Genomic DNA, 20,397 nt, shown 5'->3' with positions numbered 1-20,397 from the left:
GACATCGGCACCGCAACATCGACAAGCGGCATATGGCATAAACTCGCGCAAGCGCCCTGCACGCATGCTCGCGGGACTACACTCATCACATCCGAACGCCACCCGAGGCCACGCCAAGATGAACCTGATGAATGTGCTGCAGATCGCGCTGCACCTCGACCAGCACCTGAGCGCGCTGATCGTGCAGTTCGGCACGGCAATCTACGCACTGCTGTTTGTCGTCGTGTTCGTCGAATACGGTTTTCTGCCGCTGTTCTTTCTGCCCGGCGATCCGCTGATCTTCATCTGCGGCGCGCTCGCGGCCACCGGCGCGTTGAACGTGTGGATCATCGCGCCCGTGCTGTTCGTCGCGACGGTGGCCGGCAGCAGCGTCGGGTACGCGATCGGCCATGCGGTCGGCGACAAGGTCTATATCCGCAACTACTACTGGCTCAATCGCGATGCGCTGCGCCGCGCCCACGTGTTCAGCGAGACGCGTGGCCGCCTGACCTTCCTGCTGTCGCCGTTCATCGCCGTGGTGCGCACGTTCGCGCCGTTCGCCGCGGGCGTGTCGCGCATGACGTTCTCACGCTTCGTCGCGTTCGTCACCGCGGGCGCGGCGCTGTGGGTGGTCTCGCTGATCGCGGGCGGCTATCTGTTCGGCAACGTGCCGGTGGTGCGCGAGCATCTGAGTTCGCTGGTATTGCTGGGCCTCGCGCTCGGCGGCGCGATGCTCGTCGGCGGAGCGGTATGGCGCTTTTTCAACCGGCGCATGCGGGCGCGCTGAGGCCATCGTGGCGACGTTTCGGCGTACGGCCTCCCGCCACCTCAAAACTTGACCCGGGCGAGATACGAAGGTAACCTTATCAGGAAACCTTCACATCATGTCATCGCACGAGTTCACCGCATGACCCAATCCCCTCCCGCAGTTACGCCGGAAGAACTTCATACGCTCGCCGAAGATCTGCGCGTGCTGGCGGGCAAGCTGCGCCGGCGTCTGCGCGAAGAGTCGCATGTCGGCGACTTCACGCCGTCGCAGGTGCAGGTGCTGAACTTGCTGGAACGCGAAGGCCCGGCCACCGTCACCTCGCTCGCGCGTGCGCACGGCATGCGGCCGCAGTCGATGGGAGAAACGCTCGCGGTGCTGAAAGCCGCGGGGCTCGTCAGCGGCACGCCCGATCCTAACGATGGACGGCAGACGGTTCTGTCGCTGACACCCTCCTTTCGCAAGAAGGTCAAGGCAAGCCGCGCGGCACGCGAAGACTGGCTGTACCGCACGATTCAAACGCGTTTCACGGCAGCCGAACAGCAACAACTCGCGACGGGCGTCGATCTGCTGAAACGCCTCGTCGATGTGTAACTCGCGATTCGCGCACACGCGTCTCGCCACTCGCAGGAGCACTTCATGGCACTCACGACTCTCGACGCCAAAACCGCACTGGTCGTCGTCGACCTGCAGCGCGGCATCGTCGCGCTGCCCACCGCCCCCCATCCGGCCCGCGAAATCGTCGAACGCTCGGTTACGCTGCTCGATGCGTTCCGCCGCCACGGCCTGCCCGTCGTGCTCGTGAACGTCACCGCCGGCGCACCGGGCCGCACCGACCAGGGTCGCCACTCCGCCGACTTCCCGCCCGATTTCGCCGACCTTCTGCCCGAACTGAAGCAGCAGCCGTCGGACCATCTGGTCACGAAGCGCACGTGGGGCGCCTTCACGAACACGGACCTGGCCGCGTATCTGCAACAGCAAGGCGTCACGCAAGTGGTGCTCGTCGGTGTCGCGACCAGCATCGGCGTCGAATCGACCGCGCGCTTCGCGAGCGAGGCGGGCCTGAACGTCACGCTCGTCGTCGACGCGATGACCGATCTGAACGCCGACGCGCACACCAACAGCATCACGCGCATCTTCCCGCGCCTCGGCGAAACCGGCACGACGCGGGAAGTGCTCGATCTGCTCGAACGTTCGCGCGCTGAAAGCCTGAATTGAAGCGGGCCGCTACCCGCATGCGCCCCACCCCGCGTTGAGGAAACCCCTGCCGTGAGCACCACGTTCCGTTCGCTGCGCATATTCAACTATCGTGTCTGGGCGAGCGGCGCGATCGTCTCGAACATCGGCACATGGATGCAGCGCACGGCGCAGGACTGGCTGGTGCTCACCGAGCTTACGCATCACAACGCGACGGCGGTGGGCATCGTGATGTCGCTGCAGTTCGGGCCGCAGATGCTGTTGCTGCCGCTCACCGGCTACGCGGCCGATCACTTCGACCGCCGCAAGCTGCTGTTCGCGACCCAGGCGGCAATGGGTACGCTGGCGCTCGCGCTCGGTCTGCTCACGGTCACGGGGCTCGTGCAGCTATGGCAGGTCTACGTATTCGCGGGCCTGCTCGGCTGCGTGACCGCGTTCGATTCCCCCGCACGCCAAACCTTCGTATCCGACCTCGTCGGCGAACGCGATCTCGCGAATGCCGTCGCGCTGAACTCCACGTCGTTCAACGCCGCGCGCATGCTCGGGCCAGCGGTCGCGGGTCTGTTGATCGCGTCGGTGGGCAGTGGCTGGGTGTTTCTGATCAACGCGCTTTCGTTCGTCGCCGTGCTCGGTGCACTGCGCATGCTGCGGCTGGACCAGTTACATATCAAGCCGCGCAATGTGCGCTCGCGCGGCAGCTTCGTCGAAGGCTTCAAATATGTCTGGACACGCCCCGATCTGAAGGCGGCGCTCCTGATGCTGTTCCTGATCGGCACCTTCGGCCTGAACTTCCCGATCTTCATCTCGACGATGTCCGTCACCGAGTTCCGTGCGGGCGCGGGAGAGTACGGCGTGCTCAGCTCGACGATGGCGATTGGCTCGGTCACCGGCGCTCTGCTCGCCGCGCGCCGCGCGCGGCCCACCATGGGGCTGCTGCTCGGCGCCGGCGCGATGTTCGGCGTCGGCTGCACGGCGGCTGCGTTGATGCCGAACTACGTGCTGTTCGGCATCGTGCTGATCGCGATCGGCGTGTCCACGCAGACCTTCACCACCTCGACCAATAGCCTCGTGCAACTGACCACCGAACCGGCCATGCGCGGCCGCGTGATCGCGATCCTGCTCGCGATCGCGCTCGGCGGCACACCGCTCGGCGCGCCGGTGGTCGGCTGGGTCGCCGACCGTTTCGGGCCGCGCTGGGCGCTCGGCGTCGGCGCTGCATCGGGCTTCGGCGCCGCGCTCGTCGGACTTGTCTATCTGATGCGATACCGGCAACTGCGTTTCTATCGCGAAGGCTGGCGCCTGCGTTACAGCATCGAAGATCCGCGGCCCGTCACGGCCACCACGGTCATTCCCGACTCCGTAACGACGGTTCAGCGTAGCGAGCTGGACGAGGCGGAAGAGGATACGGCTTCGAGCGTGTAAAAGCGCAAGCGTGTGAGCACCGGGTCCTGGCAGGCGCAGCTCAGAGTCCGCCCACGCCGCGCGTCACCCGTGCACACGGTCCGTGCGTCAGTTGCTCCCTGAGAAACTCGATGCACACCTGAATCCGCGCCGACGACGACAAGCGCTCGGCCGTCACCGCCCACACTCCCGTATCCCTCCTTCGCCTACTGCACGACGATGTCGCTCAGATTCGACGCGACCGTGCCCGTCACCTTCACGCTCCTTTCGCCATGCGGCCCGCTCAGGCGCCAGACCCCGAAGCGGTCGTCGCGGCCGCGAAACAGCGGGGCAAGGGGCAGTCGCTTGAAGCCGGTTTGAATGCAATGCCCGGCGCACTCAGGCCGTGGTTAACCCGGAGTGCGCCGCGGCAGCTCGTGACACGCGTCGATCCATCCCGTTGTGCCGCACCGCGGCAACGAGACCAGGAAAATCCCGGCTTGCGCGGCGCCCGTTTAAAGGCGCCAATGATTCAGCCGTAGAAGCTGACAAAAACATTTCCCATTCAGGAGACGTCATGCAAACGAACGCATCGGCAAGCAGCGGGCATAGCTCGCAGGCGCGCAAGGCTACCGCCAGCGGCTGGATCGGCTCGGCACTCGAGTACTACGATTTCTTCATCTATGCGCAGGCCGCCGCCCTGATCTTTCCTCAGCTGTTCTTCCCTTCCGGTAATCCCAGGATCGCGATCGTCGCATCGCTCGCAACCTACGGCGTCGGCTACGTCGCGCGGCCGATCGGCGCGGTCGTGCTCGGGCACTGGGGCGATACACACGGGCGCAAGAACGTACTGCTCGTCTGCATGTTCCTGATGGGTCTGTCGACGATGGCGGTCGGTCTGCTGCCGACCTATCAGCACGTCGGCTTTCTCGCGCCGGTGCTGCTCGTCGTGCTGCGACTGATCCAGGGTTTCGCGGTCGCTGGTGAAATCTCGGGCGCCAGTTCGATGATCCTCGAACACGCGCCATTCGGGCGACGCGGCTTTTACGCGAGCTTCACGCTGCAAGGCGTGCAGGCCGGCCAGATTCTGGCCGCCGCGATCTTCCTGCCGCTCGCCTATTTCATGAACGACGCATCGTTCAATGCGTGGGGCTGGCGCATTCCGTTCCTGCTCAGCGCGGTCGTGCTGATCGCCGGGTACATCATCCGCCGCGAAGTCGAGGAAACGCCTGCGTTCGAGAAGGAGGACGCGAGCGGCGGCGTGCCGCGCTCGCCGATCGTCGAAGCATTCAAGTACAACTGGGGCGACATGCTGCGCGTCGTGCTGTGCTCGCTGATGAACGTGATCCCGGTCGTCGCGACGATCTTCGGCGCGGCGTACGCGGTGCAGCCGTCGTACGGCATCGGCTTTTCGAAGAGCCTGTATCTGTGGATTCCGGTGATCGGCAACATCGTCGCGGTGCTGGTGATTCCGTACGTGGGCAATCTGTCCGACCGGATCGGGCGGCGTCTGCCGATCATCGTCGGCGCGCTCGGCGCAGGGCTGCTTTCTTTCGCGTATCTGTACGCGATCAGCATCCACAACGTGCCGCTTGCGATGGTGGTGTCGATCCTGATGTGGGGCGTCATCTATCAAGGCTACAACGCGATCTTCCCGAGCTTCTATCCGGAACTGTTCCCGACCCGTTCGCGCGTCTCCGCGATGGCGATCGGCCAGAACATCGGCACGACGATCACCGCGCTGCTGCCGGCGCTGTTCGCCTACGTCGCGCCGCCGGGATCGCACAACGTGCCGCTGACGATCGGCGCGATCACGTTCGCCATCACGATCGTCTGCGCGATCGCCGCATGGAGCGCGCGTGAGAACTTCCGTGTGCGGCTTGGCGACCTCGGCGAAAAGAACGTCGTGCCGCTCGACAAGCTCAGCTACGACGCAATGCGCGCGCAGAGCATGGCCGACGCGAAAAAGGCCGCTGCTTGAGCCCGCTTGCCCTTTAACGCGTCTTGATCAGGACTCTCAGGGAACCCGCTCATGAACCGCACCCGGATCGCCGTCGCCGGCGCGGGGTACATCGGCCGCGCCCCTCTGGCGCTCGCGCAGCAAAGCGACGCGTGCACGCTGTCGGCGATCGTCGACCCGTCGCCCGCGGCCGCCGCGCTCGCGGCCGAGGCGGGCGTGCCGCTCTGGTCAAAGGACAGATTTGCGGTTTCGGCGTGGACAACTATCTGCTCGGGCTGCGCGCGGCGGTATCGGCGGCGGGCTAGCCACGGGAACGCGCCGCGCGGCGCTGGCCTCGCGCGGCTAGCGCCATGTTTCGGTCAACTCGTTGGCCAGCACCATCTTCTGGCGCACCGCCTCGACGAAGGCCGCGTCGATGCCCGCCTGCGCCTTCAGGAATTTAAGCGCAGCGGAATGCACGGCGCGCAACGCGCCGCCGTCGATGCCCGTCATACGCGCCGCGCCGCGGCGCGTTTCCTCGACCAGATCGCGCGCGCTCGCGAAGTCGGGCGACAAGCCGCATTGCGCGTCGAACGCGGCGCGCAGACCGGCCGCGTAGTCGCGCGACTCGCCGAGCCGCTCCATATCGATCAGCAAATCGACGCCCTCGCCCATGCGCAGTGCGCAGAGGATCCACAACGCAATGAACGCGCGATACGCGTTGTCGCTGTCCACCGTGCGCGCGAATTGCTCGCAGGCGACGGCATACGCGTCATCGGGCATCGACGGTAGCGGCGGCAGGCGTACGCCGCACACGCCGATCGCTTCGCGCACCAGCGGGTCCATCTGATTCAGACCGAGCACGCGAAACGGCGCGGCGACAAAGAACGCATTGCTCCACTGCTGCCGCAGCATCCAACCCGATGCGAACTGCGACGCGGGATTGCGCAGCACGCCCACGTGCAGCGCCTCGGCAAACGCGCGCTTCAGCCACGGCAGACGACCGCCCGTGCGGCAAAACTTGAAGACGGGCACGCGGCCCTGCTCGATCGTGTGCTCGCTCAGCGCGCGCAGATAGGCCTGCAGTGAAGGGAATGTCGCATCGGGATCGCGCGTAAAGCGATCGATGCTGAAGCGCCGGTCGTAACCCGCCACGCCGCGCGCATCTTCGCGCAGAAACGGGCGGTATTCGTCGAAGTAGGGTGCGGCGAGCGGCGGGTGCCCCGAGGTCAAGGTCGGCCGCGAGGCGGGCAAGTCGGCGGGTTTGAGATCGGCGAGCACATTGCTGAGCGGCTCGTAAAAACCGGCCGCGCGCTCGTGTTCGCGCAGCCGCGACCACACCCACGTGCCCGCGCTGCGCCAGCCCGTGTGCAGAAAAACCGCCTGTTTCAGCGGAGTATTGGGCGTGGCGTCGTACGCGGACGACTGATGAGGCAACGGCATGGGACTTCTCTTCCAATGATTGGATCAATAGGCTGGAAGCGCCACTTTACCCTGTGATCGATCCGGACGCATTATGCTGCGAGATTCCGCGCTCCCGCCATTGCACCCAGCTCGCACCCATGAACGATTCGGCCGATATCCGCTTCCTGCTCACGCTGCGCGCGAGCGGCAGCCTGATCGCCGCCGCGCGCCGACTCGCGCTGTCGCCGTCGGCGGTCACGCAGCGCCTGCAGCAACTCGAAAAGAAGCTCGGCATGCAGCTCGTGAACCGCAGCGCGCGCCGCCTGCAATTCACCGACGAAGGGCTGCTGCTGTGCGAGCGCGGCGCCGAACTGATCGAGCGGTTCGACGCGTTGTTCGACGATCTGCAAACGCGCCGCGGCGGCCTCGTCGGCACGCTGAAGATCAATGCGCCGCTCGGTTTCGGACGACGCCATCTGGCGCCGCTGATCGGCGAGTTCCAGCAGCAGAACCCCGACATCGACGTCGCGCTGACGCTGTCCGACCGGCCCTTGACCGAAACGCTCGATCGCTTCGATATCGTCGTGCATATCGGCGAGCTGCCGCCGTCGAACCTGGTCGGCTATACGATCGCGCCGAACGCGCGCTTGGTCTGCGCGGCGCCCGCGCTCGTCAGGCGAATCGGCCAGCCCGAATCGCCGGATGCGTTGAGCCGGCTGCCGTGCATCGTGCTGCGCGAAAACAATGAGGACGTGTCACTGTGGCAGTTCAGCAAGGGCCGCACGCGCCGCGGCGTGCGCGTGTCCGCGCATCTGAGTTGCAACGACGGTGACGTGATCCGCCAATGGGCCTGCGAGGGACGCGGCGTGATTCTGCGCTCCGAATGGGACGTCGCCGAGGATCTTGCGAAGGGCAAACTCGTGCGTCTGCTGCCGGGCTGGAAAGCGCCGGACGCGAACGTGATCGCGCTCACGCATCAGCGGGCGGGACTGCCCGCGCGCACGCGCCATTTCATGCAGTATCTGCAAGGCCGCTTCAGGCCGTTGCCACCGTGGCGGCGGTGATTCAGTCCATCTGAATCTAACAGTCAATCTATCTGAACGCTGAAGTACTATCGAAAACCTATAATTGACTCATCCTCAACAGCCGGCCCCATGCAATCATGACTGCCGCCGCCCATTCCACCGACACCCCCGCCTACCCCGACGCGGTCCTGTTCGACCTGCTAACCGCCCTGCTCGACTCGTGGACCTCATGGAACCGTGCGGCAGGCTCCGACGAAGCGGGCCGCGCATGGCGTGCCGCCTATCTGCGTCTGACATACGGCTGCGGCCGCTACGTTCCCTACGAACAACTGGTGCGCGAGGCCGCCACGCAAGTCGGTTTGTCCGAATCGGCCGCGAACGCGCTCGAGGCGAACTGGCTGAACCTGACGCCGTGGCCCGGCGCGCTCGGTGCGTTGCGCGCGCTCGCGCCGTACTGCAAGCTCGCTGTCGTCACCAATTGCTCGACGCGGCTCGGCTCGCAGGCGGCCGCGCTCTTGCCCGTGCGCTGGGACGCGATCGTGACCGCCGAGGAAGCCGGCGTCTACAAGCCGGACCCGCAACCGTACCGCCTCGCGCTCGACAAGCTCGGCGTCGAGCCGCGGCGCGCCGCGTTCGTCGCCGGCTCGAGCTATGACATGTTCGGCACCGCCGCCGTCGGCTTGCGGACCTACTGGCACAACCACGTCGGCCTGCCGCTCGTCACGGGAGCGCAGGCGCCCGAGGTCGAAGCGGCCTCGCTCGATGGGCTGGTGCCGTGGCTCGCAGGCTTTGGCCGCGATCGTCGTCACTGAATCTCCAACCTCACCTCGCTCCTCAGGTGCAAACATGAAACTCGAACAGATCGAAACCCCGGCCGCGCTGATCGACGTCGCGCGGATGCAGAAGAACATCGCGCGGATGCAGGGGCTGATGAATGCGCTCGGCGTCGCGTTCCGGCCGCACGTGAAGACCACCAAGTGCATCGACGTCGTGCGCGCGCAGATCGCCGCCGGCGCGCGCGGCATTACGGTGTCGACGCTGAAGGAAGCGGAAGCGTTCTTCGCGGCCGGCGTCGACGACATCCTGTACGCCGTCAGCATGGTTCCGTCGAAGCTGCCGCGCGCGCTCGCGCTGCGCCGCCAGGGCTGCGAACTGAAGCTCGTGGTCGACAATCCGACCGCCGCCACGGCGATCGCCGCGTTCGGCGACCAGCACGGCGAAACGTTCGAGGTCTGGATCGAGGTCGATACGGACGGACATCGCTCGGGCATCCAGCCCGAACAGCAGACGCTGCTCGACGTCGGGCGGATTCTGCACGAGAACGGCGTGAAGGTCGGCGGCGTGATGACCCATGCGGGTTCGAGCTACGAGTTGAATACGCCTGAGGCGCTCGCCGCGCTCGCGGAGCAGGAGCGCGCGGGCTGCGTGCGCGCCGCCGAACGGTTGCGCGAGGCAGGCATCGCGTGTCCGGCCGTCAGCGTCGGTTCGACGCCGACCGCACTCGCCGCGCGGCATCTCGAAGGCGTCACCGAGGTGCGGGCCGGCGTCTACGTGCTGTTCGATCTGGTCATGCACAACGTGGGCGTTTGCACGCTCGACGACATCGCGCTTAGCGTACTCACGACCGTGATCGGTCATCAGGAAGACAAAGGCTGGGCGATTCTCGACGCGGGCTGGATGGCGTTAAGCCGTGATCGCGGTACGTCGCGGCAGTCGCACGATTTCGGCTATGGGCAGCCGTGTTTGCTCAATGGCACGTTGCTGCCGGACTATGTCGTGAGCGGCGCCAATCAGGAGCATGGGATTCTTGCGGCGGTTCCGGCCGATGCGCGAGCCGATGCACAGACCGACGACATCGCGCAGCGCTTTCCGATCGGTATGAAACTGCGCATTCTGCCGAACCACGCTTGTGCGACCGGCGCGCAGTTCCCCGAGTATCACGCGGTTGCGCCGGACGGCAGCAGCGTCGAATGGCAGCGATTTTACGGCTGGTAGGTCGGCGGCTTCAAAACATGCCCGGAGCACTCGGCACACTCAAGGAGAACCAACGGCTTCTGGCAGAATCATCCATCGCCCATAGACGGACGTGAATCCCGCCGTTAGCGTGGAATCTCCACAGGAATACAGAGGATTCTTGCATGTCCGAGTTGAATGAACCAGACGGCGTTCGCGTCGTGCTGAGCGCCCCGCAACTGGCGGCGGTGCTGACCCGCCAGTCGATCAGTCAGACCGAAATGCTTTCTAACCGGCTATGGGGCGGATTGCAACTCGTCGGCGGTTTGCTGGAAATGGTCGGTGCTGGGGCATTGTGTGTCATGCCAGAACCGACCATGGCGAGCAAGGCCGGGTGTATTGTGTTCGGCGCACATGGGTCTGATACGGCGTCGGCGGGTTTGCGTCAAATCTGGACGGCCCGGGATACGGCCACGCTGACACAGCTGGGCACGACGAAGCTGGCCGAGACAATGAGGGCGGGTCCTGACGCGGCGAACAACATCGGCCTCTTTCTTGATTTAGCAGTCTCGGTGGGCGTGGCCGGATCGATCAAGGCAGTACGGGCGTCCGAGATCACGATGGGCCGGTTCAGGCTGATGCAGCACGAAGCAAAGCCTGGCAGCCGCTTTGGCGGGCATACATTCGAAAAGCATGTGGCGCGGACTGAAGCACAGTTGCGTGAGCGACTGGCGCGCGAACCAAAGCGCCGGGTTGTTTCATCGTTCACTGATCTACAAACGGCAGAGTGGGCGATTTCCAAGGTCATACAGGACAACGCGGCCCGGATAACGACGTGGGCGCAATCTCATACCGGTTCCATACGACTGGAACTGTCGGGCGATGCAGGTAGGCAGGTAGGGTACGGGGTCATTCGCAAGACGGGGGAGATGGTGAATCTGAGCAAGGTTCACATGTTCTTGATCCGGAAGGAATATAACGGCATGCCATACTACGTCCTGACCGCCTACCTGATGCCATGAGCTTACTGTGAAAGACGAATCACCTTACCCGAATCTGGATTTTCTGATTCATGGCTATTTCAATGAAGATTTCGATTTATGGGGCAACGACGTACAGGAAATTGTCACGTGCTTCAAAAAAGAGAGCGACAAGACCCTTCATAAGTTAGTCGTGGATGAAATCGATCGTTTTGAAAGCGACCATTCCGCCAACCTGGACGGATATTTTGAGGAAATCTATGGCCTCTACGTTGATCCCGAACCGTGGGGTCACACGACCGCCTCATTTCTCGATGAAGTGAAGCGTCTCCTGAGAGAGTAGATAGCCCCAAACCTGCCGCGAAACGTCGGTCACTCATCCTCTTCCGACAACCCCGCCAACAGATCGTCGACCGCGCGATACACGCGCTCGACGATCTCCGGTCCCACCTTGCGCTCGAGCTCGCGATAGTGCGCCTCGAGATCCTTCGAAATCACGCGCACCAGTTCGACGCTCGTATCGGTCAGCGACACGAGCACGCGCCGCTGATCCTCCGCGAAACGTTCTTTCGTCACGAGTTCCATGCTCTCCATGCGCGCGAGCACGCCGGCCATGCTCGGGCTCGAAATCGTGCAGATGTCGGAGATGTGGCGCGGCTCCATCGGGCCGTGCTCGTTGAGCGCGCGAATCACTCGCCATTGCTGCTCGGTGAGTCCATGCGCGGTGATCAACGGACGAAAACGCTCCATCATTTTTTCGCGGGCGCGTAACAACAGCATCGGCAAATTGCGGTGCAAAACTCGGGTGGACGCAGCGGACATGGTGGCAAGGAATCAGAAAAAAACAGCTGTCGAAGCTTACGGGAAAACCCGCGATCAACCGGCAGCCTATTGACCGTCAATGATATCAAGCGGGATACTACTAACATCTTAGTGTTTTCGCCAAACTTTCGCCACGAGGCTGCGCATTTATGTTTGCCCTTGCCGATCATCTGCTGCATCCCGAAGGCGACGCGCTGCCTCGCGACGTGGACGCGCACACCGCGGCCGCGTTGCTGGCACGCGGCGTTGCGTGTCGCGCACCGGTCAGCGGCGCCGTGTACGGCGCCTTGCTGAACGATCGCGCCGCCTTGAACGCGCTGGGCGACGCAGTGCATGCGGCACCGTACAAGGCGCCGCCGAAAGCGCCGATTCTGTATCTGAAGCCGCGCAACACGCTGGCCGGGCATCGGGCGCGCGTGGTCGTGCCGGATAACACGCTCGGCGTCGAGGTCGGCGCGTCACTCGGCATCGTGATCGGCCGTACCGCGACGCGCGTCGGCGTCGAGCGCGCGGCGGACTACATCGCCGGCTATACGCTGGTCGGCGATCTGAGCGTGCCGCATACCAACGTGTATCGCCCGAACGTGCGACTGCGCGCATGCGACGGCTTCTGCGTGATCGGACCGGCGCTCGTCGCCGCGCGCCACGTCGCGGCGCCGGATCGGCTCGACATCGCCGTCTCGCTGAACCGCGCCGAACCGTTCACGGCAAGCACCGCAACCTCGGTGCGCAACGTCGCGCAATTGCTCGCCGACGTCACCGATTTCATGACGCTGAACGCGGGCGACGTCCTCACGCTCGGCGTCCGGCACGGCTCGCCGGTCGCGCACGTCGGCGATACGGCCACGCTGTCGATCGGCACGCTGCCGCCCTTGACCATATCGTTCATCGGCATGGATCAACACAACGGAGAACCGTCATGATGCGCGGCCGCGTCGCCTATGCGGGAGCCATTCACGAAGCGTATCCGCACGAGCAGGGTGTCCGCCTCGCCGACGGCCGCGTGCGTCGCGAGGACGAAGTGGTCTGGCTTGCGCCGATCGAAGTCGGCACGATCTTCGCGCTCGGCCTGAACTACGCCGAGCACGCGAAGGAATTGCAGTTCAGCAAACAGGAAGAACCGCTGGTGTTTCTGAAGGGGCCCGGCACGGTGCTCGGCCATCGCGGCGTCACGCGTCGCCCCGCCGATGTCACGTTCATGCACTACGAGTGCGAGCTCGCGGTCGTGATCGGGCGAACCGCGCAAAACGTCGCGCGTGAAGACGCCATGCAGCACGTGGCGGGCTACATGATCGCGAACGACTACGCAATTCGCGACTACCTCGAAAACTACTATCGCCCGAATCTGCGCGTGAAGAATCGCGACGGCGGCACGGTGCTCGGCCCCTGGTTCGTCGACGCCGCCGACATCGCCGACGTCACGCAGCTCGAGCTGCGCACGTTCGTCAACGGCACGCGTCAGCAATGCGGCAATACGCGCGATCTCGTCACGGGCATCCGCGCGCTGATCGAATACCTGAGCGGCTTCATGACGCTCGCGCCCGGCGACGTGATCCTGACCGGCACGCCCGAAGGCATCGTCAACGTCAACACGGGCGACGAAGTCGTCTGCGAAATCGACGGCCTCGGCCGTCTCGTCAACACGATCGCCTCGGACGCGGACTTCGGCCGCGCCTGATCGACAGCAAAAATCCACCGAACAGCGAAAGGACAAGGCAATGCCGATCGACCATCTGATCAACGGCGAGGCGTGCACCTCGAGCGACTATTTCGAAACCGTCAATCCGGCCACCCAGGAAGTGCTCGCCGAGGTCGCACGCGGCGGTGCGAAGGAGATCGATGCGGCCGTGCAAGCGGCCAAAGGCGCCTTCCCCGCCTGGGCCGCGAAACCCGCCGCGGAACGCGCGAAGCTGATTCGCAAACTCGGCGAGCTGATCACGAAGCACGTGCCGGAAATCTCGGAGACCGAAACGAAGGACACCGGCCAGACGATCTCGCAGACGCGCAAGCAACTGGTGCCGCGCGCGGCCGACAACTTCAGCTATTTCGCCGAGATGTGCACGCGCGTCGACGGCCACACGTACCCGACCGACTCGCATCTGAACTACACGCTGTTTCATCCGGTCGGCGTGTGCGCGCTAATCTCGCCGTGGAACGTGCCGTTCATGACGGCCACCTGGAAGGTGGCGCCCTGCCTCGCGTTCGGCAACACCGCTGTGCTGAAGATGAGCGAGCTGTCGCCGCTGACCGCTTCGATGCTCGGCAAGCTCGCGCTCGAAGCGGGCATCCCGGCGGGCGTGCTGAACGTCGTGCACGGCTATGGCAAGGAAGCGGGCGAGCCACTCGTCGCGCACCGCGACGTGCGCGCGGTGTCGTTCACCGGGTCGACCGCGACCGGCAATCGCATCGTGCAGACCGCGGGCCTGAAGAAGTTCTCGATGGAGCTTGGCGGCAAGTCGCCGTTCATGATCTTCGACGACGCCGACTTCGAACGCGCGCTCGATGCCGCGGTGTTCATGATCTTCTCGAACAATGGCGAGCGCTGCACCGCGGGCTCGCGCATTCTCGTGCAGCGCTCCATTTACGCGCGGTTTGCCGAGCGCTTCGTCGAGCGCGCGAAGCGTCTGACGGTGGGCGATCCGCTCGCGGACAGCACGATCGTCGGCCCGATGATCAGCCAGGGGCATCTCGCGAAAGTGCGCAGCTATATCGAACTCGGCCCGAAGGAAGGTGCCACGCTTGCGTGCGGCGGGCTCGATACGCCCGAGTTGCCCGACGCCTTGCGTCACGGCAATTTCGTCACGCCGACCGTGTTCGTCGACGTCGACAACCGTATGCGCATCGCGCAGGAAGAGATCTTCGGACCGGTCGCGTGCCTGATTCCGTTCGACGATGAAGCCGAGGCGATCCGTCTCGCCAACGATATTTCGTATGGTCTGTCGAGCTATCTCTGGACCGAGAACACGGGCCGCGCGTTGCGCGTGGCGGCCGCCGTCGAAGCCGGCATGTGCTTCGTGAACAGCCAGAACGTGCGCGATCTGCGTCAGCCGTTCGGCGGCACGAAGGCGTCGGGTGTGGGCCGTGAAGGCGGGACGTGGAGCTACGAAGTGTTCCTCGAACCGAAGAACGTCTGCGTGTCGCTCGGCTCGCATCATATTCCGCGCTGGGGCGTTTAATCGCGACGTCAAACGAAATTGCTAAAGCATGGGACCGGAGTAAGAGCTGACGCTCTAACGCCGCTCGACACGGGAGACCGCGATGGGCAAACTCGCGTTGGCAGCAAAAGTTACACACGTGCCGTCGTTGTATTTATCCGAGCTCGACGGTCCGCACAAGGGTTGCCGTCAGGCCGCGATCGACGGACACCATGAAATCGGCCGACGCTGCCGCGAACTTGGCGTCGATACGATCGTCGTGTTCGACGTGCACTGGCTAGTGAATAGCGAATACCACATCAATTGCGCGCCGAAGTTCGAAGGCGTGTACACGAGCAACGAGCTGCCGCATTTCATCAGGAACATGCCGTACGCGTATCCGGGCAATGTCGGGCTCGGTCAGCTGATCGCGGACATCGCCAACGAAATGGGCGTGAAAAGCCGCGCGCACAGCGAGACCACGCTCGAGCTCGAATACGGCACGCTGGTGCCGATGCGCTATATGAACGGCGATCAGCACTTCAAGGCGGTGTCGGTGGCGGGCTGGTGCATGTGGCACGACCTCGCGACCAGCGCGCGTTTCGGCCTCGCGGTACGTAAGGCCATCGAAGAACGCTACGACGGTACCGTGGCCATTCTCGCGAGCGGCTCGCTGTCGCATCACTTCGCGAACAACGGCACCGCCGAGCAGTTCATGCACAAAGTGTGGAGCCCGTTCCTCGAACAGATGGATCGCAGCGTGGTGCGCATGTGGGAAGCCGGCGACTGGAAGACCTTCTGCGACATGCTGCCGCTCTACAACGAGAAATGTTGGGGCGAAGGCGGCATGCACGATACCGCGATGCTGCTCGGTGCGCTCGGCTGGGATCGTTACGACGGCAAGGTCGAAGTCGTCACGCCTTATTTCGGCAGTTCGGGCACCGGCCAGATCAACGCGATCTTCCCGGTCACGCCGCTACCCGTCTGACACTCGCGAAGGAATCGCCATGCCTCACTTGACACTCGAATACAGCGCCAACCTCGCGGACGCGCAACGCCTCGGCGAACTATGCAAAGACCTCGCGCAGTGCCTCGACGCGCAGCGCGATAACGGCGAGCGCGTCTATCCGCTCGGCGGCATCCGCGTGCGCGCGCTGCGCTGCGACCAGTACTGCATCGCCGATGGGCGGCCCGACGCCGCGTTCCTGCACGCGAATCTGAAGATCGGCGCGGGCCGCCCGGAGGCCGTCAAGAAGGCGACCGGCGACGCGCTGTTCGCGCTGATCAAGCAGCGCTTCGCCACTGAGTTCGAACGGCAGGGGCTCGCGTTGTCGCTCGAAATCAACGAGTTCAGCGAAGCGGGCACGTGGAAGCACAACAATCTGCACGCGCGGTTCAAGGGCTGACATCATCATGCTAGACGAACAAACCATTCGCGACCTCGCCGCGCAACTCGATCACGCGGAAAAGACCCGCACGCAGCTGCGCCATTTTTCCGCGCAGTATCCAGAGATGACCGTACTGGACGGCTACGCGATACAACGCGAGTGGGTCAAGCTGAAACTCGCCGAAGGCCACGTCATCAAGGGCAGGAAGATCGGCCTGACGTCACGCGCGATGCAGCGCTCGTCGCAGATCGACGAACCGGACTACGCACCACTGCTCGACAGCATGTTCATCGAAAGCGGCCAGGGCATTCGCGTGGATCGCTTCATCGCGCCGCGCGTCGAAGTGGAACTCGCGTTCGTGCTGAACAAACCGCTGAAGGGCCCCGGCGTCACGCTGTTCGCTGTGCTCGACGCGACCGCGTACGTGAGCCCGGCCGTCGAAATCATCGACGCGCGCATCGAGCAGTTCGATCGCGAAACACGCGCGCCGCGCAGGGTCCATGACACGATCTCCGACTTCGCCGCGAACGCGGGCGTCGTGCTCGGCGGCCGGCCGGTGCGTCCGCTCGACGTCGACCTGCGCTGGGTCGGCGCGCTGCTGTACAAGAACGGCGCGGTCGAGGAAAGCGGGCTCGCGGCGGCGGTGCTCAACCATCCGGCCACCGGCGTCGCGTGGCTCGCCAACAAAATTGCTCCGCATGACGAATCGTTGAATGCGGGCGACGTGATCCTGAGCGGCTCGTTCACGAGCCCGATTCCCGCCCGCGCGGGCGACACGTTCCACATCGACTATGGCCCGCTCGGCGGCATTGGTTTGAATTTCATCTGAACGCATCGATATGTCCTTGCCGAACAACCCCTTCAAGCGCGCGCTCGCCGAAGGCAGACCGCAGTTCGGCCTGTGGGCCGCGCTCGCCGACGCCTACGTGACCGAGCTGCTCGCCACCGCCGGCTTCGACTGGCTACTGATCGACAATGAGCACGCACCGAACGACGTACGCAGCACGCTGTCGCAATTGCAGGCGGTCGCCGCGTATCCGTCGCATCCGGTCGTGCGGCCGGTACGCAGCGACGCCGCGCTGATCAAGCAGTTGCTCGACATCGGCGCGCAAACGCTGCTGCTGCCAATGATCGACACGGCCGCGCAAGCGCTCGATGCGGTCGCGGCCACGCGTTATCCGCCACAAGGCATTCGCGGCGTCGGCAGCGCGCTCGCGCGTGCGTCGCGCTGGAATCGCGTGTCCGACTATCTGGACACCGCCGCCGACGAACTGTGCGTGATCGTGCAGGCGGAGACCGTGCAGAGCCTCGACAATCTCGTGGAGATCGCGCATGTGGATGGCGTCGATGGCGTGTTTTTCGGGCCGTCGGATCTGAGTGCGTCGATGGGATTGCTCGGCAAGCCGGGCGACGCCCGCGTGCGCGACGCGATTCGCCACGGCATCGACACCGTGCGCACCGCTGGCAAGGCAGCGGGCGTGCTCGCCCCTGATCCCGCGCTGGCGGCCGAATATCTGGCGGCGGGCGCGACCTTCGTCGCGGTCGGCACGGACACCGGCTTGCTGAGCCGCGCGGCCGCGGACCTCGCCGCGTCGTACAAGAACCTGGCGGCGAGCGCGCCGCAGGTCAAAGGCGGGTATTGAAGCGAAAGCCTTTCACTTCCCCTACTCGCCCGCCGGCCAAGGCAAGCCTCGCGCCGACCAATCCAGCTCGACCCCCATCACACAGCGCCCGCTCGCCAGCTGCACGGCAAGTGTCACTGCGATGCACGGCCGCCCGCTCGCGAGCGACAGATAAGGATTACTGGTGACCGCCTCGCCGGGCAGCAGCACCGCATTGCGGAAGTACGGCCGATGATCCCAGCGCGCATCGCGCGGATTCGCGACCGGCTGCAGCGACGCCGCGTCCTCGCACCACGCCGGCCCGCGCACCTCGTGACCGATCTGGCGGCCGGTGTCGTCGAGGATGAAACAGCTGATGCAACGCTTGAAGGTGGCGAGCAGCGCGAACGCGTCGTCCATCATGGCGCCGGCGCGCAAGCCGTCGGCCGCGCGCCGCAGTTCGAGCCGGTACGGCTCCATTTCGGATTCGAACAACGCATGCTGATGCGCACGGCCCTGCGCGATCACGTCGAACGCATCGTCGATCTGGCGATGCACCGACTCGGGCGGCGCGATCTCTGCCGCGGGCCGCCCTAGCAGATAGCCCTGCGCGAAATCGACATTCGACTCGACCGCGAGAATCAGCTCGTCGGCCGTCTCGACACCTTCGACGACCACCAGCATCCCCGCCTGGTGCAGCAGCGACACGAGTTTCGGCAGGATCGGCTGCTGCGTGCCGTACGTGGTCGCGCGGATCAGCTCGCCGTCGAGCTTGACGAGGTCCGGCCGGATCCGCAGCAGCCGGTCGAGATTCGACTGGCCCGCGCCGAAGTCGTCGACTGCGATCAGGAAGCCGTGCTGGCGATAGCGCGCCGCCGCGCGCGACATCTCGTCGACGCTGCCGCCATGCGATTCGAGAATCTCCAGAATCACGCGCTCGGGTTCGAGCCCCGCGGCGCGCACGATCTTCGTCAACTGGTCGGCGTAGCCTTCGGCGACGAAGGTGGACGGCAGGATGTTCAGGAACAGCCACGCGTCGCCGGGCAGCGCGCGACGCGCGTTGCCGAGATGCACCGCGTGGCTCGCGCGGTCGAGCGCGCCTTCGTCGCTCGACGGCTTCGGCGCGAACATCACGACCGGCGGCACCAGCGTGCCGTCGTCATGCTCTCCGCGCAGCAGCGCCTCGAAGCCGACCTGCTTCTGATGCGATAGGCTGTAGAGCGGCTGAAAGTGCGAGATCAGAAAGAAGTCTTCCCAGCGGTAGCGCGCCGGGTCGGCGCTCGGATCGCCGAACGGTGACTGCAGCGCGTCGAACGGCAGCGCGCGCTCCGCGCAGACACGGTTGCGCCCCGTCTGCTTCGCGCGCAATAACGCTTCGTCCGCGCGATCGAGCAGCATCATGAAGCTTTCGCCGCGCCGATGCTCGGCGACGCCGAAGCTCGCGGTCAGATGGCCGTCCGGCCGTTCGATCGCGGCGATGTCGAGGCGCAGCCGCTCGGCGATCTGCAGCGCGCCGGTGAGATCATTGTCGAGCAGCAGCGCGAATTCCTCGCCGCCGATGCGGCTCACGCTTGGGTAGAGCGCAACCGCGTCCTTCAGCACCTGCGCGACCTGGAACAGCGCATGGTCGCCGACCGCATGACCGAAGCGGTCGTTGAGCGACTTGAAGCTGTCGATGTCGAGAAAGATCGCGCTGATCTGCGCCCCTGGCGCCAGCGTCTCGAGGCGTCCCTCCGCGTGCTTGACGAACGAGCGACGATTTTGCAGGCCGGTCAGCGGATCGGTCGCCGCGAGTTGCGCGAGCTGGCTCTCGAGCAGAAAGTGATTGCGCCGGAAACGGTAGAAGCCGAAATGGAATACCACCGCCGTCGGCGCACCGATCGCGATGACCCACGTCCACACGGCCGCGTCGACCTCGGGCGCATGAGCTTTGCCGCGCAGCAGCGCGATGGCCGCCGCGTAGAAGACCACGCTGCCGGTGACGAAATGCGCGGGCGTGAGCCATAGCGGCGCCGCGCAGATCGGTATCACCACGAATGCGGGCAATAGCCACGGCAACGGATGCGCGAGGCCCTTCGCATTCAGCACGAGCCCGGCGATCAGCACCAGTTCGTACGCGACGCCGATCGCGCCGAACAGCGCCGTCGACTTCGCGCGCGGGATCGCCAGCACCAGCAGCGCGAGCAGGAGCGCGCATAGCAGCCGGTACGCGAGCGGCCCGGCCGGTGCGCCGACCAGTTCGCGCGCCGTTACCATGCACAGGAACGCAACCACCGTGAAGCCCATCGTCACGAGGGAAAGCGGCCGCTGATGGTCGAGCGAGCGCCGGTGAAAGCGCTCACGCATGCTTGGCTCGGGCAGGTGCTGCGTCGGGATGGCAGACATAGATGGTTGATCAGGGTTTCCGGTCACTCCGCCAATAGTTATCGGCAAACGTTCGATAAACATTTATGGCTAACGTAACACGACGTATAAATTCGGCGCCTGCGTGCCGAACGACGCCGCGCCGATCTTTCGCGCGACTCACCATTCGCCGAATGGATGATTAAAAGACTAAAGCTCAAAGCAGGCCGGATTGCCGGCTAATACATCTATGGTTCCGCAAGCCTTTTCGCGCGCCAGGCGAAGATTAACCTTTCAATTTCTTTTAAGCAGCAAAAATTACGCAATTCATGTGGCTCGATTGCGCGCTTATTACCGTATAAGTGTTCACGAAAATCTGATTTGAAAATCTGAGCCGAATCCGTCGAGCAGTTTTTTGACCTCGGCATCGATGGTTTCCTTGGTCCAAGTGACGAAGCGGCGCCAGTGATGCTTGGCGTGCTTCCA

General features: G+C 64.7%; 20 protein-coding genes and 3 pseudogenes. 19 read left to right on the top strand and 4 right to left on the bottom strand.

Annotation, left to right across the window (positions count from 1 at the left end):
- Window positions 1-118: 118 nt before the first annotated feature.
- The 4 genes from F6X37_RS24625 to F6X37_RS24610 all read left to right on the top strand — a co-directional run bounded on the left by F6X37_RS24625 (window position 119) and on the right by F6X37_RS24610 (window position 3,364).
- On the top strand, window positions 119-766 hold the full coding sequence (locus tag F6X37_RS24625; RefSeq protein ID WP_187613097.1) for a VTT domain-containing protein: 648 nt from the start codon (window positions 119-121) through the stop codon (window positions 764-766).
- Window positions 767-886: 120 nt separating this feature from the next.
- The gene (locus F6X37_RS24620) at window positions 887-1,339 is read left to right on the top strand and encodes a MarR family winged helix-turn-helix transcriptional regulator (RefSeq protein ID WP_187613096.1); all 453 of its coding nucleotides are present in this window, start codon (window positions 887-889) and stop codon (window positions 1,337-1,339) included.
- A 45-nt stretch (window positions 1,340-1,384) separates the two neighbouring features.
- Window positions 1,385-1,963, top strand: a complete 579-nt coding sequence (locus F6X37_RS24615; protein WP_187613095.1) for an isochorismatase family protein — start codon at window positions 1,385-1,387, stop codon at window positions 1,961-1,963.
- Between the two features lie 51 nt (window positions 1,964-2,014).
- The gene (locus F6X37_RS24610) at window positions 2,015-3,364 is read left to right on the top strand and encodes an MFS transporter (RefSeq protein ID WP_187613094.1); all 1,350 of its coding nucleotides are present in this window, start codon (window positions 2,015-2,017) and stop codon (window positions 3,362-3,364) included.
- Window positions 3,365-3,404: 40 nt separating this feature from the next.
- On the opposite strand, the pseudogene F6X37_RS37090 reads toward F6X37_RS24610, so the two are convergent.
- A pseudogene (locus F6X37_RS37090) lies at window positions 3,405-3,669 on the bottom strand (LysR family transcriptional regulator); the annotation flags it as partial.
- A gap of 230 nt (window positions 3,670-3,899) precedes the next feature.
- On the opposite strand from F6X37_RS37090, the gene F6X37_RS24605 reads away from it, so the two are divergent.
- The 3 genes and pseudogenes from F6X37_RS24605 to F6X37_RS37080 form a co-directional block, all read left to right on the top strand.
- Window positions 3,900-5,303 carry an MFS transporter gene (locus F6X37_RS24605; protein WP_187613093.1) on the top strand — a complete coding sequence of 468 codons (1,404 nt, stop codon included), beginning with the start codon at window positions 3,900-3,902 and terminating at the stop codon, window positions 5,301-5,303.
- Window positions 5,304-5,354: 51 nt separating this feature from the next.
- Window positions 5,355-5,510, top strand: a pseudogene (locus tag F6X37_RS37085) (gfo/Idh/MocA family oxidoreductase); the annotation flags it as partial.
- Window positions 5,501-5,587 (top strand): annotated as a pseudogene (locus tag F6X37_RS37080) (3-dehydroquinate dehydratase); the annotation flags it as partial. The pseudogenes F6X37_RS37085 and F6X37_RS37080, both read left to right, overlap by 10 nt.
- Before the next feature lie 37 nt (window positions 5,588-5,624).
- Here F6X37_RS37080 and F6X37_RS24600 read toward each other — a convergent pair.
- Complete coding sequence (locus F6X37_RS24600) at window positions 5,625-6,704, bottom strand: hypothetical protein (RefSeq protein ID WP_187613092.1); 1,080 nt, start codon at window positions 6,702-6,704, stop codon at window positions 5,625-5,627.
- 119 nt (window positions 6,705-6,823) lie between these two features.
- Here F6X37_RS24600 and F6X37_RS24595 point away from each other — a divergent pair, with 119 nt between their 5' ends.
- The 5 genes from F6X37_RS24595 to F6X37_RS24575 all read left to right on the top strand — a co-directional run bounded on the left by F6X37_RS24595 (window position 6,824) and on the right by F6X37_RS24575 (window position 10,966).
- Entirely contained in the window at window positions 6,824-7,729 is a 906-nt protein-coding gene (locus tag F6X37_RS24595; protein ID WP_187613091.1) for a LysR substrate-binding domain-containing protein, read from the top strand.
- A gap of 98 nt (window positions 7,730-7,827) precedes the next feature.
- Window positions 7,828-8,502, top strand: coding sequence for an HAD-IA family hydrolase (locus F6X37_RS24590; RefSeq protein ID WP_187613090.1), 675 nt, complete (start codon window positions 7,828-7,830; stop codon window positions 8,500-8,502).
- A gap of 34 nt (window positions 8,503-8,536) precedes the next feature.
- Entirely contained in the window at window positions 8,537-9,685 is a 1,149-nt protein-coding gene (locus tag F6X37_RS24585; protein WP_187613089.1) for a DSD1 family PLP-dependent enzyme, read from the top strand.
- A gap of 143 nt (window positions 9,686-9,828) precedes the next feature.
- On the top strand, window positions 9,829-10,665 hold the full coding sequence (locus F6X37_RS24580) for an RNase A-like domain-containing protein (RefSeq protein WP_187613088.1): 837 nt from the start codon (window positions 9,829-9,831) through the stop codon (window positions 10,663-10,665).
- A gap of 7 nt (window positions 10,666-10,672) precedes the next feature.
- Entirely contained in the window at window positions 10,673-10,966 is a 294-nt protein-coding gene (locus F6X37_RS24575) for a contact-dependent growth inhibition system immunity protein (RefSeq protein WP_184071466.1), read from the top strand.
- A 29-nt stretch (window positions 10,967-10,995) separates the two neighbouring features.
- On the opposite strand, the gene hpaR is transcribed toward F6X37_RS24575, so the two are convergent.
- Window positions 10,996-11,403 (bottom strand): homoprotocatechuate degradation operon regulator HpaR, encoded by a 408-nt coding sequence (gene hpaR / locus F6X37_RS24570; protein WP_018424961.1) that lies wholly within the window; start codon window positions 11,401-11,403, stop codon window positions 10,996-10,998.
- A 191-nt stretch (window positions 11,404-11,594) separates the two neighbouring features.
- Between hpaR and F6X37_RS24565 the strand changes: the two genes are divergently transcribed.
- From F6X37_RS24565 to hpaI, 7 genes are all read left to right on the top strand, one after another.
- A complete protein-coding gene (locus F6X37_RS24565) occupies window positions 11,595-12,368 on the top strand; it encodes a fumarylacetoacetate hydrolase family protein (RefSeq protein ID WP_187613087.1) in 774 nt (257 codons plus the stop codon).
- Window positions 12,365-13,123, top strand: a complete 759-nt coding sequence (locus F6X37_RS24560) for a fumarylacetoacetate hydrolase family protein (RefSeq protein WP_090806337.1) — start codon at window positions 12,365-12,367, stop codon at window positions 13,121-13,123. The genes F6X37_RS24565 and F6X37_RS24560 overlap by 4 nt, the downstream gene beginning before the upstream one ends.
- A 40-nt stretch (window positions 13,124-13,163) precedes the next feature.
- The gene (gene hpaE, locus F6X37_RS24555; protein WP_187613086.1) at window positions 13,164-14,621 is read left to right on the top strand and encodes a 5-carboxymethyl-2-hydroxymuconate semialdehyde dehydrogenase; all 1,458 of its coding nucleotides are present in this window, start codon (window positions 13,164-13,166) and stop codon (window positions 14,619-14,621) included.
- Between the two features lie 82 nt (window positions 14,622-14,703).
- Window positions 14,704-15,567, top strand: a complete 864-nt coding sequence (gene hpaD / locus F6X37_RS24550) for a 3,4-dihydroxyphenylacetate 2,3-dioxygenase (protein ID WP_187613085.1) — start codon at window positions 14,704-14,706, stop codon at window positions 15,565-15,567.
- Window positions 15,568-15,586: 19 nt separating this feature from the next.
- The gene (locus F6X37_RS24545; RefSeq protein ID WP_090806343.1) at window positions 15,587-15,985 is read left to right on the top strand and encodes a 5-carboxymethyl-2-hydroxymuconate Delta-isomerase; all 399 of its coding nucleotides are present in this window, start codon (window positions 15,587-15,589) and stop codon (window positions 15,983-15,985) included.
- A 7-nt stretch (window positions 15,986-15,992) separates the two neighbouring features.
- Window positions 15,993-16,796 (top strand): 2-oxo-hept-4-ene-1,7-dioate hydratase, encoded by an 804-nt coding sequence (gene hpaH / locus F6X37_RS24540; RefSeq protein ID WP_187613084.1) that lies wholly within the window; start codon window positions 15,993-15,995, stop codon window positions 16,794-16,796.
- Window positions 16,797-16,806: 10 nt separating this feature from the next.
- On the top strand, window positions 16,807-17,610 hold the full coding sequence (gene hpaI / locus F6X37_RS24535; protein ID WP_187613083.1) for a 4-hydroxy-2-oxoheptanedioate aldolase: 804 nt from the start codon (window positions 16,807-16,809) through the stop codon (window positions 17,608-17,610).
- A gap of 21 nt (window positions 17,611-17,631) precedes the next feature.
- Here hpaI and F6X37_RS24530 read toward each other — a convergent pair whose 3' ends face one another.
- Window positions 17,632-19,953, bottom strand: coding sequence for a bifunctional diguanylate cyclase/phosphodiesterase (locus F6X37_RS24530; protein WP_187613082.1), 2,322 nt, complete (start codon window positions 19,951-19,953; stop codon window positions 17,632-17,634).
- Between the last annotated feature and the right edge of the window lie 444 nt (window positions 19,954-20,397).

The organism is Paraburkholderia sp. 31.1 (assembly GCF_014397645.1).
Taxonomy (GTDB): domain Bacteria; phylum Pseudomonadota; class Gammaproteobacteria; order Burkholderiales; family Burkholderiaceae; genus Paraburkholderia; species Paraburkholderia tuberum.
This window is presented reverse-complemented; position numbering and strand designations above follow the sequence as displayed.

Coding starts and splice junctions, on each gene's coding strand:
- F6X37_RS24580 (WP_187613088.1), top strand. CDS start 9,829: ATGTCCGAGTTGAATGAACCAGACGGCGTTCGCGTCGTGCTGAGCGCC.
- F6X37_RS24585 (WP_187613089.1), top strand. CDS start 8,537: ATGAAACTCGAACAGATCGAAACCCCGGCCGCGCTGATCGACGTCGCG.
- F6X37_RS24615 (WP_187613095.1), top strand. CDS start 1,385: ATGGCACTCACGACTCTCGACGCCAAAACCGCACTGGTCGTCGTCGAC.
- F6X37_RS24590 (WP_187613090.1), top strand. CDS start 7,828: ATGACTGCCGCCGCCCATTCCACCGACACCCCCGCCTACCCCGACGCG.
- F6X37_RS24530 (WP_187613082.1), bottom strand. CDS start 19,953: ATGTCTGCCATCCCGACGCAGCACCTGCCCGAGCCAAGCATGCGTGAG.
- hpaR (WP_018424961.1), bottom strand. CDS start 11,403: ATGCTGTTGTTACGCGCCCGCGAAAAAATGATGGAGCGTTTTCGTCCG.
- F6X37_RS24625 (WP_187613097.1), top strand. CDS start 119: ATGAACCTGATGAATGTGCTGCAGATCGCGCTGCACCTCGACCAGCAC.
- hpaE (WP_187613086.1), top strand. CDS start 13,164: ATGCCGATCGACCATCTGATCAACGGCGAGGCGTGCACCTCGAGCGAC.
- F6X37_RS24595 (WP_187613091.1), top strand. CDS start 6,824: ATGAACGATTCGGCCGATATCCGCTTCCTGCTCACGCTGCGCGCGAGC.
- F6X37_RS24560 (WP_090806337.1), top strand. CDS start 12,365: ATGATGCGCGGCCGCGTCGCCTATGCGGGAGCCATTCACGAAGCGTAT.
- hpaH (WP_187613084.1), top strand. CDS start 15,993: ATGCTAGACGAACAAACCATTCGCGACCTCGCCGCGCAACTCGATCAC.
- F6X37_RS24545 (WP_090806343.1), top strand. CDS start 15,587: ATGCCTCACTTGACACTCGAATACAGCGCCAACCTCGCGGACGCGCAA.
- hpaD (WP_187613085.1), top strand. CDS start 14,704: ATGGGCAAACTCGCGTTGGCAGCAAAAGTTACACACGTGCCGTCGTTG.
- hpaI (WP_187613083.1), top strand. CDS start 16,807: ATGTCCTTGCCGAACAACCCCTTCAAGCGCGCGCTCGCCGAAGGCAGA.
- F6X37_RS24600 (WP_187613092.1), bottom strand. CDS start 6,704: ATGCCGTTGCCTCATCAGTCGTCCGCGTACGACGCCACGCCCAATACT.
- F6X37_RS24605 (WP_187613093.1), top strand. CDS start 3,900: ATGCAAACGAACGCATCGGCAAGCAGCGGGCATAGCTCGCAGGCGCGC.
- F6X37_RS24620 (WP_187613096.1), top strand. CDS start 887: ATGACCCAATCCCCTCCCGCAGTTACGCCGGAAGAACTTCATACGCTC.
- F6X37_RS24565 (WP_187613087.1), top strand. CDS start 11,595: ATGTTTGCCCTTGCCGATCATCTGCTGCATCCCGAAGGCGACGCGCTG.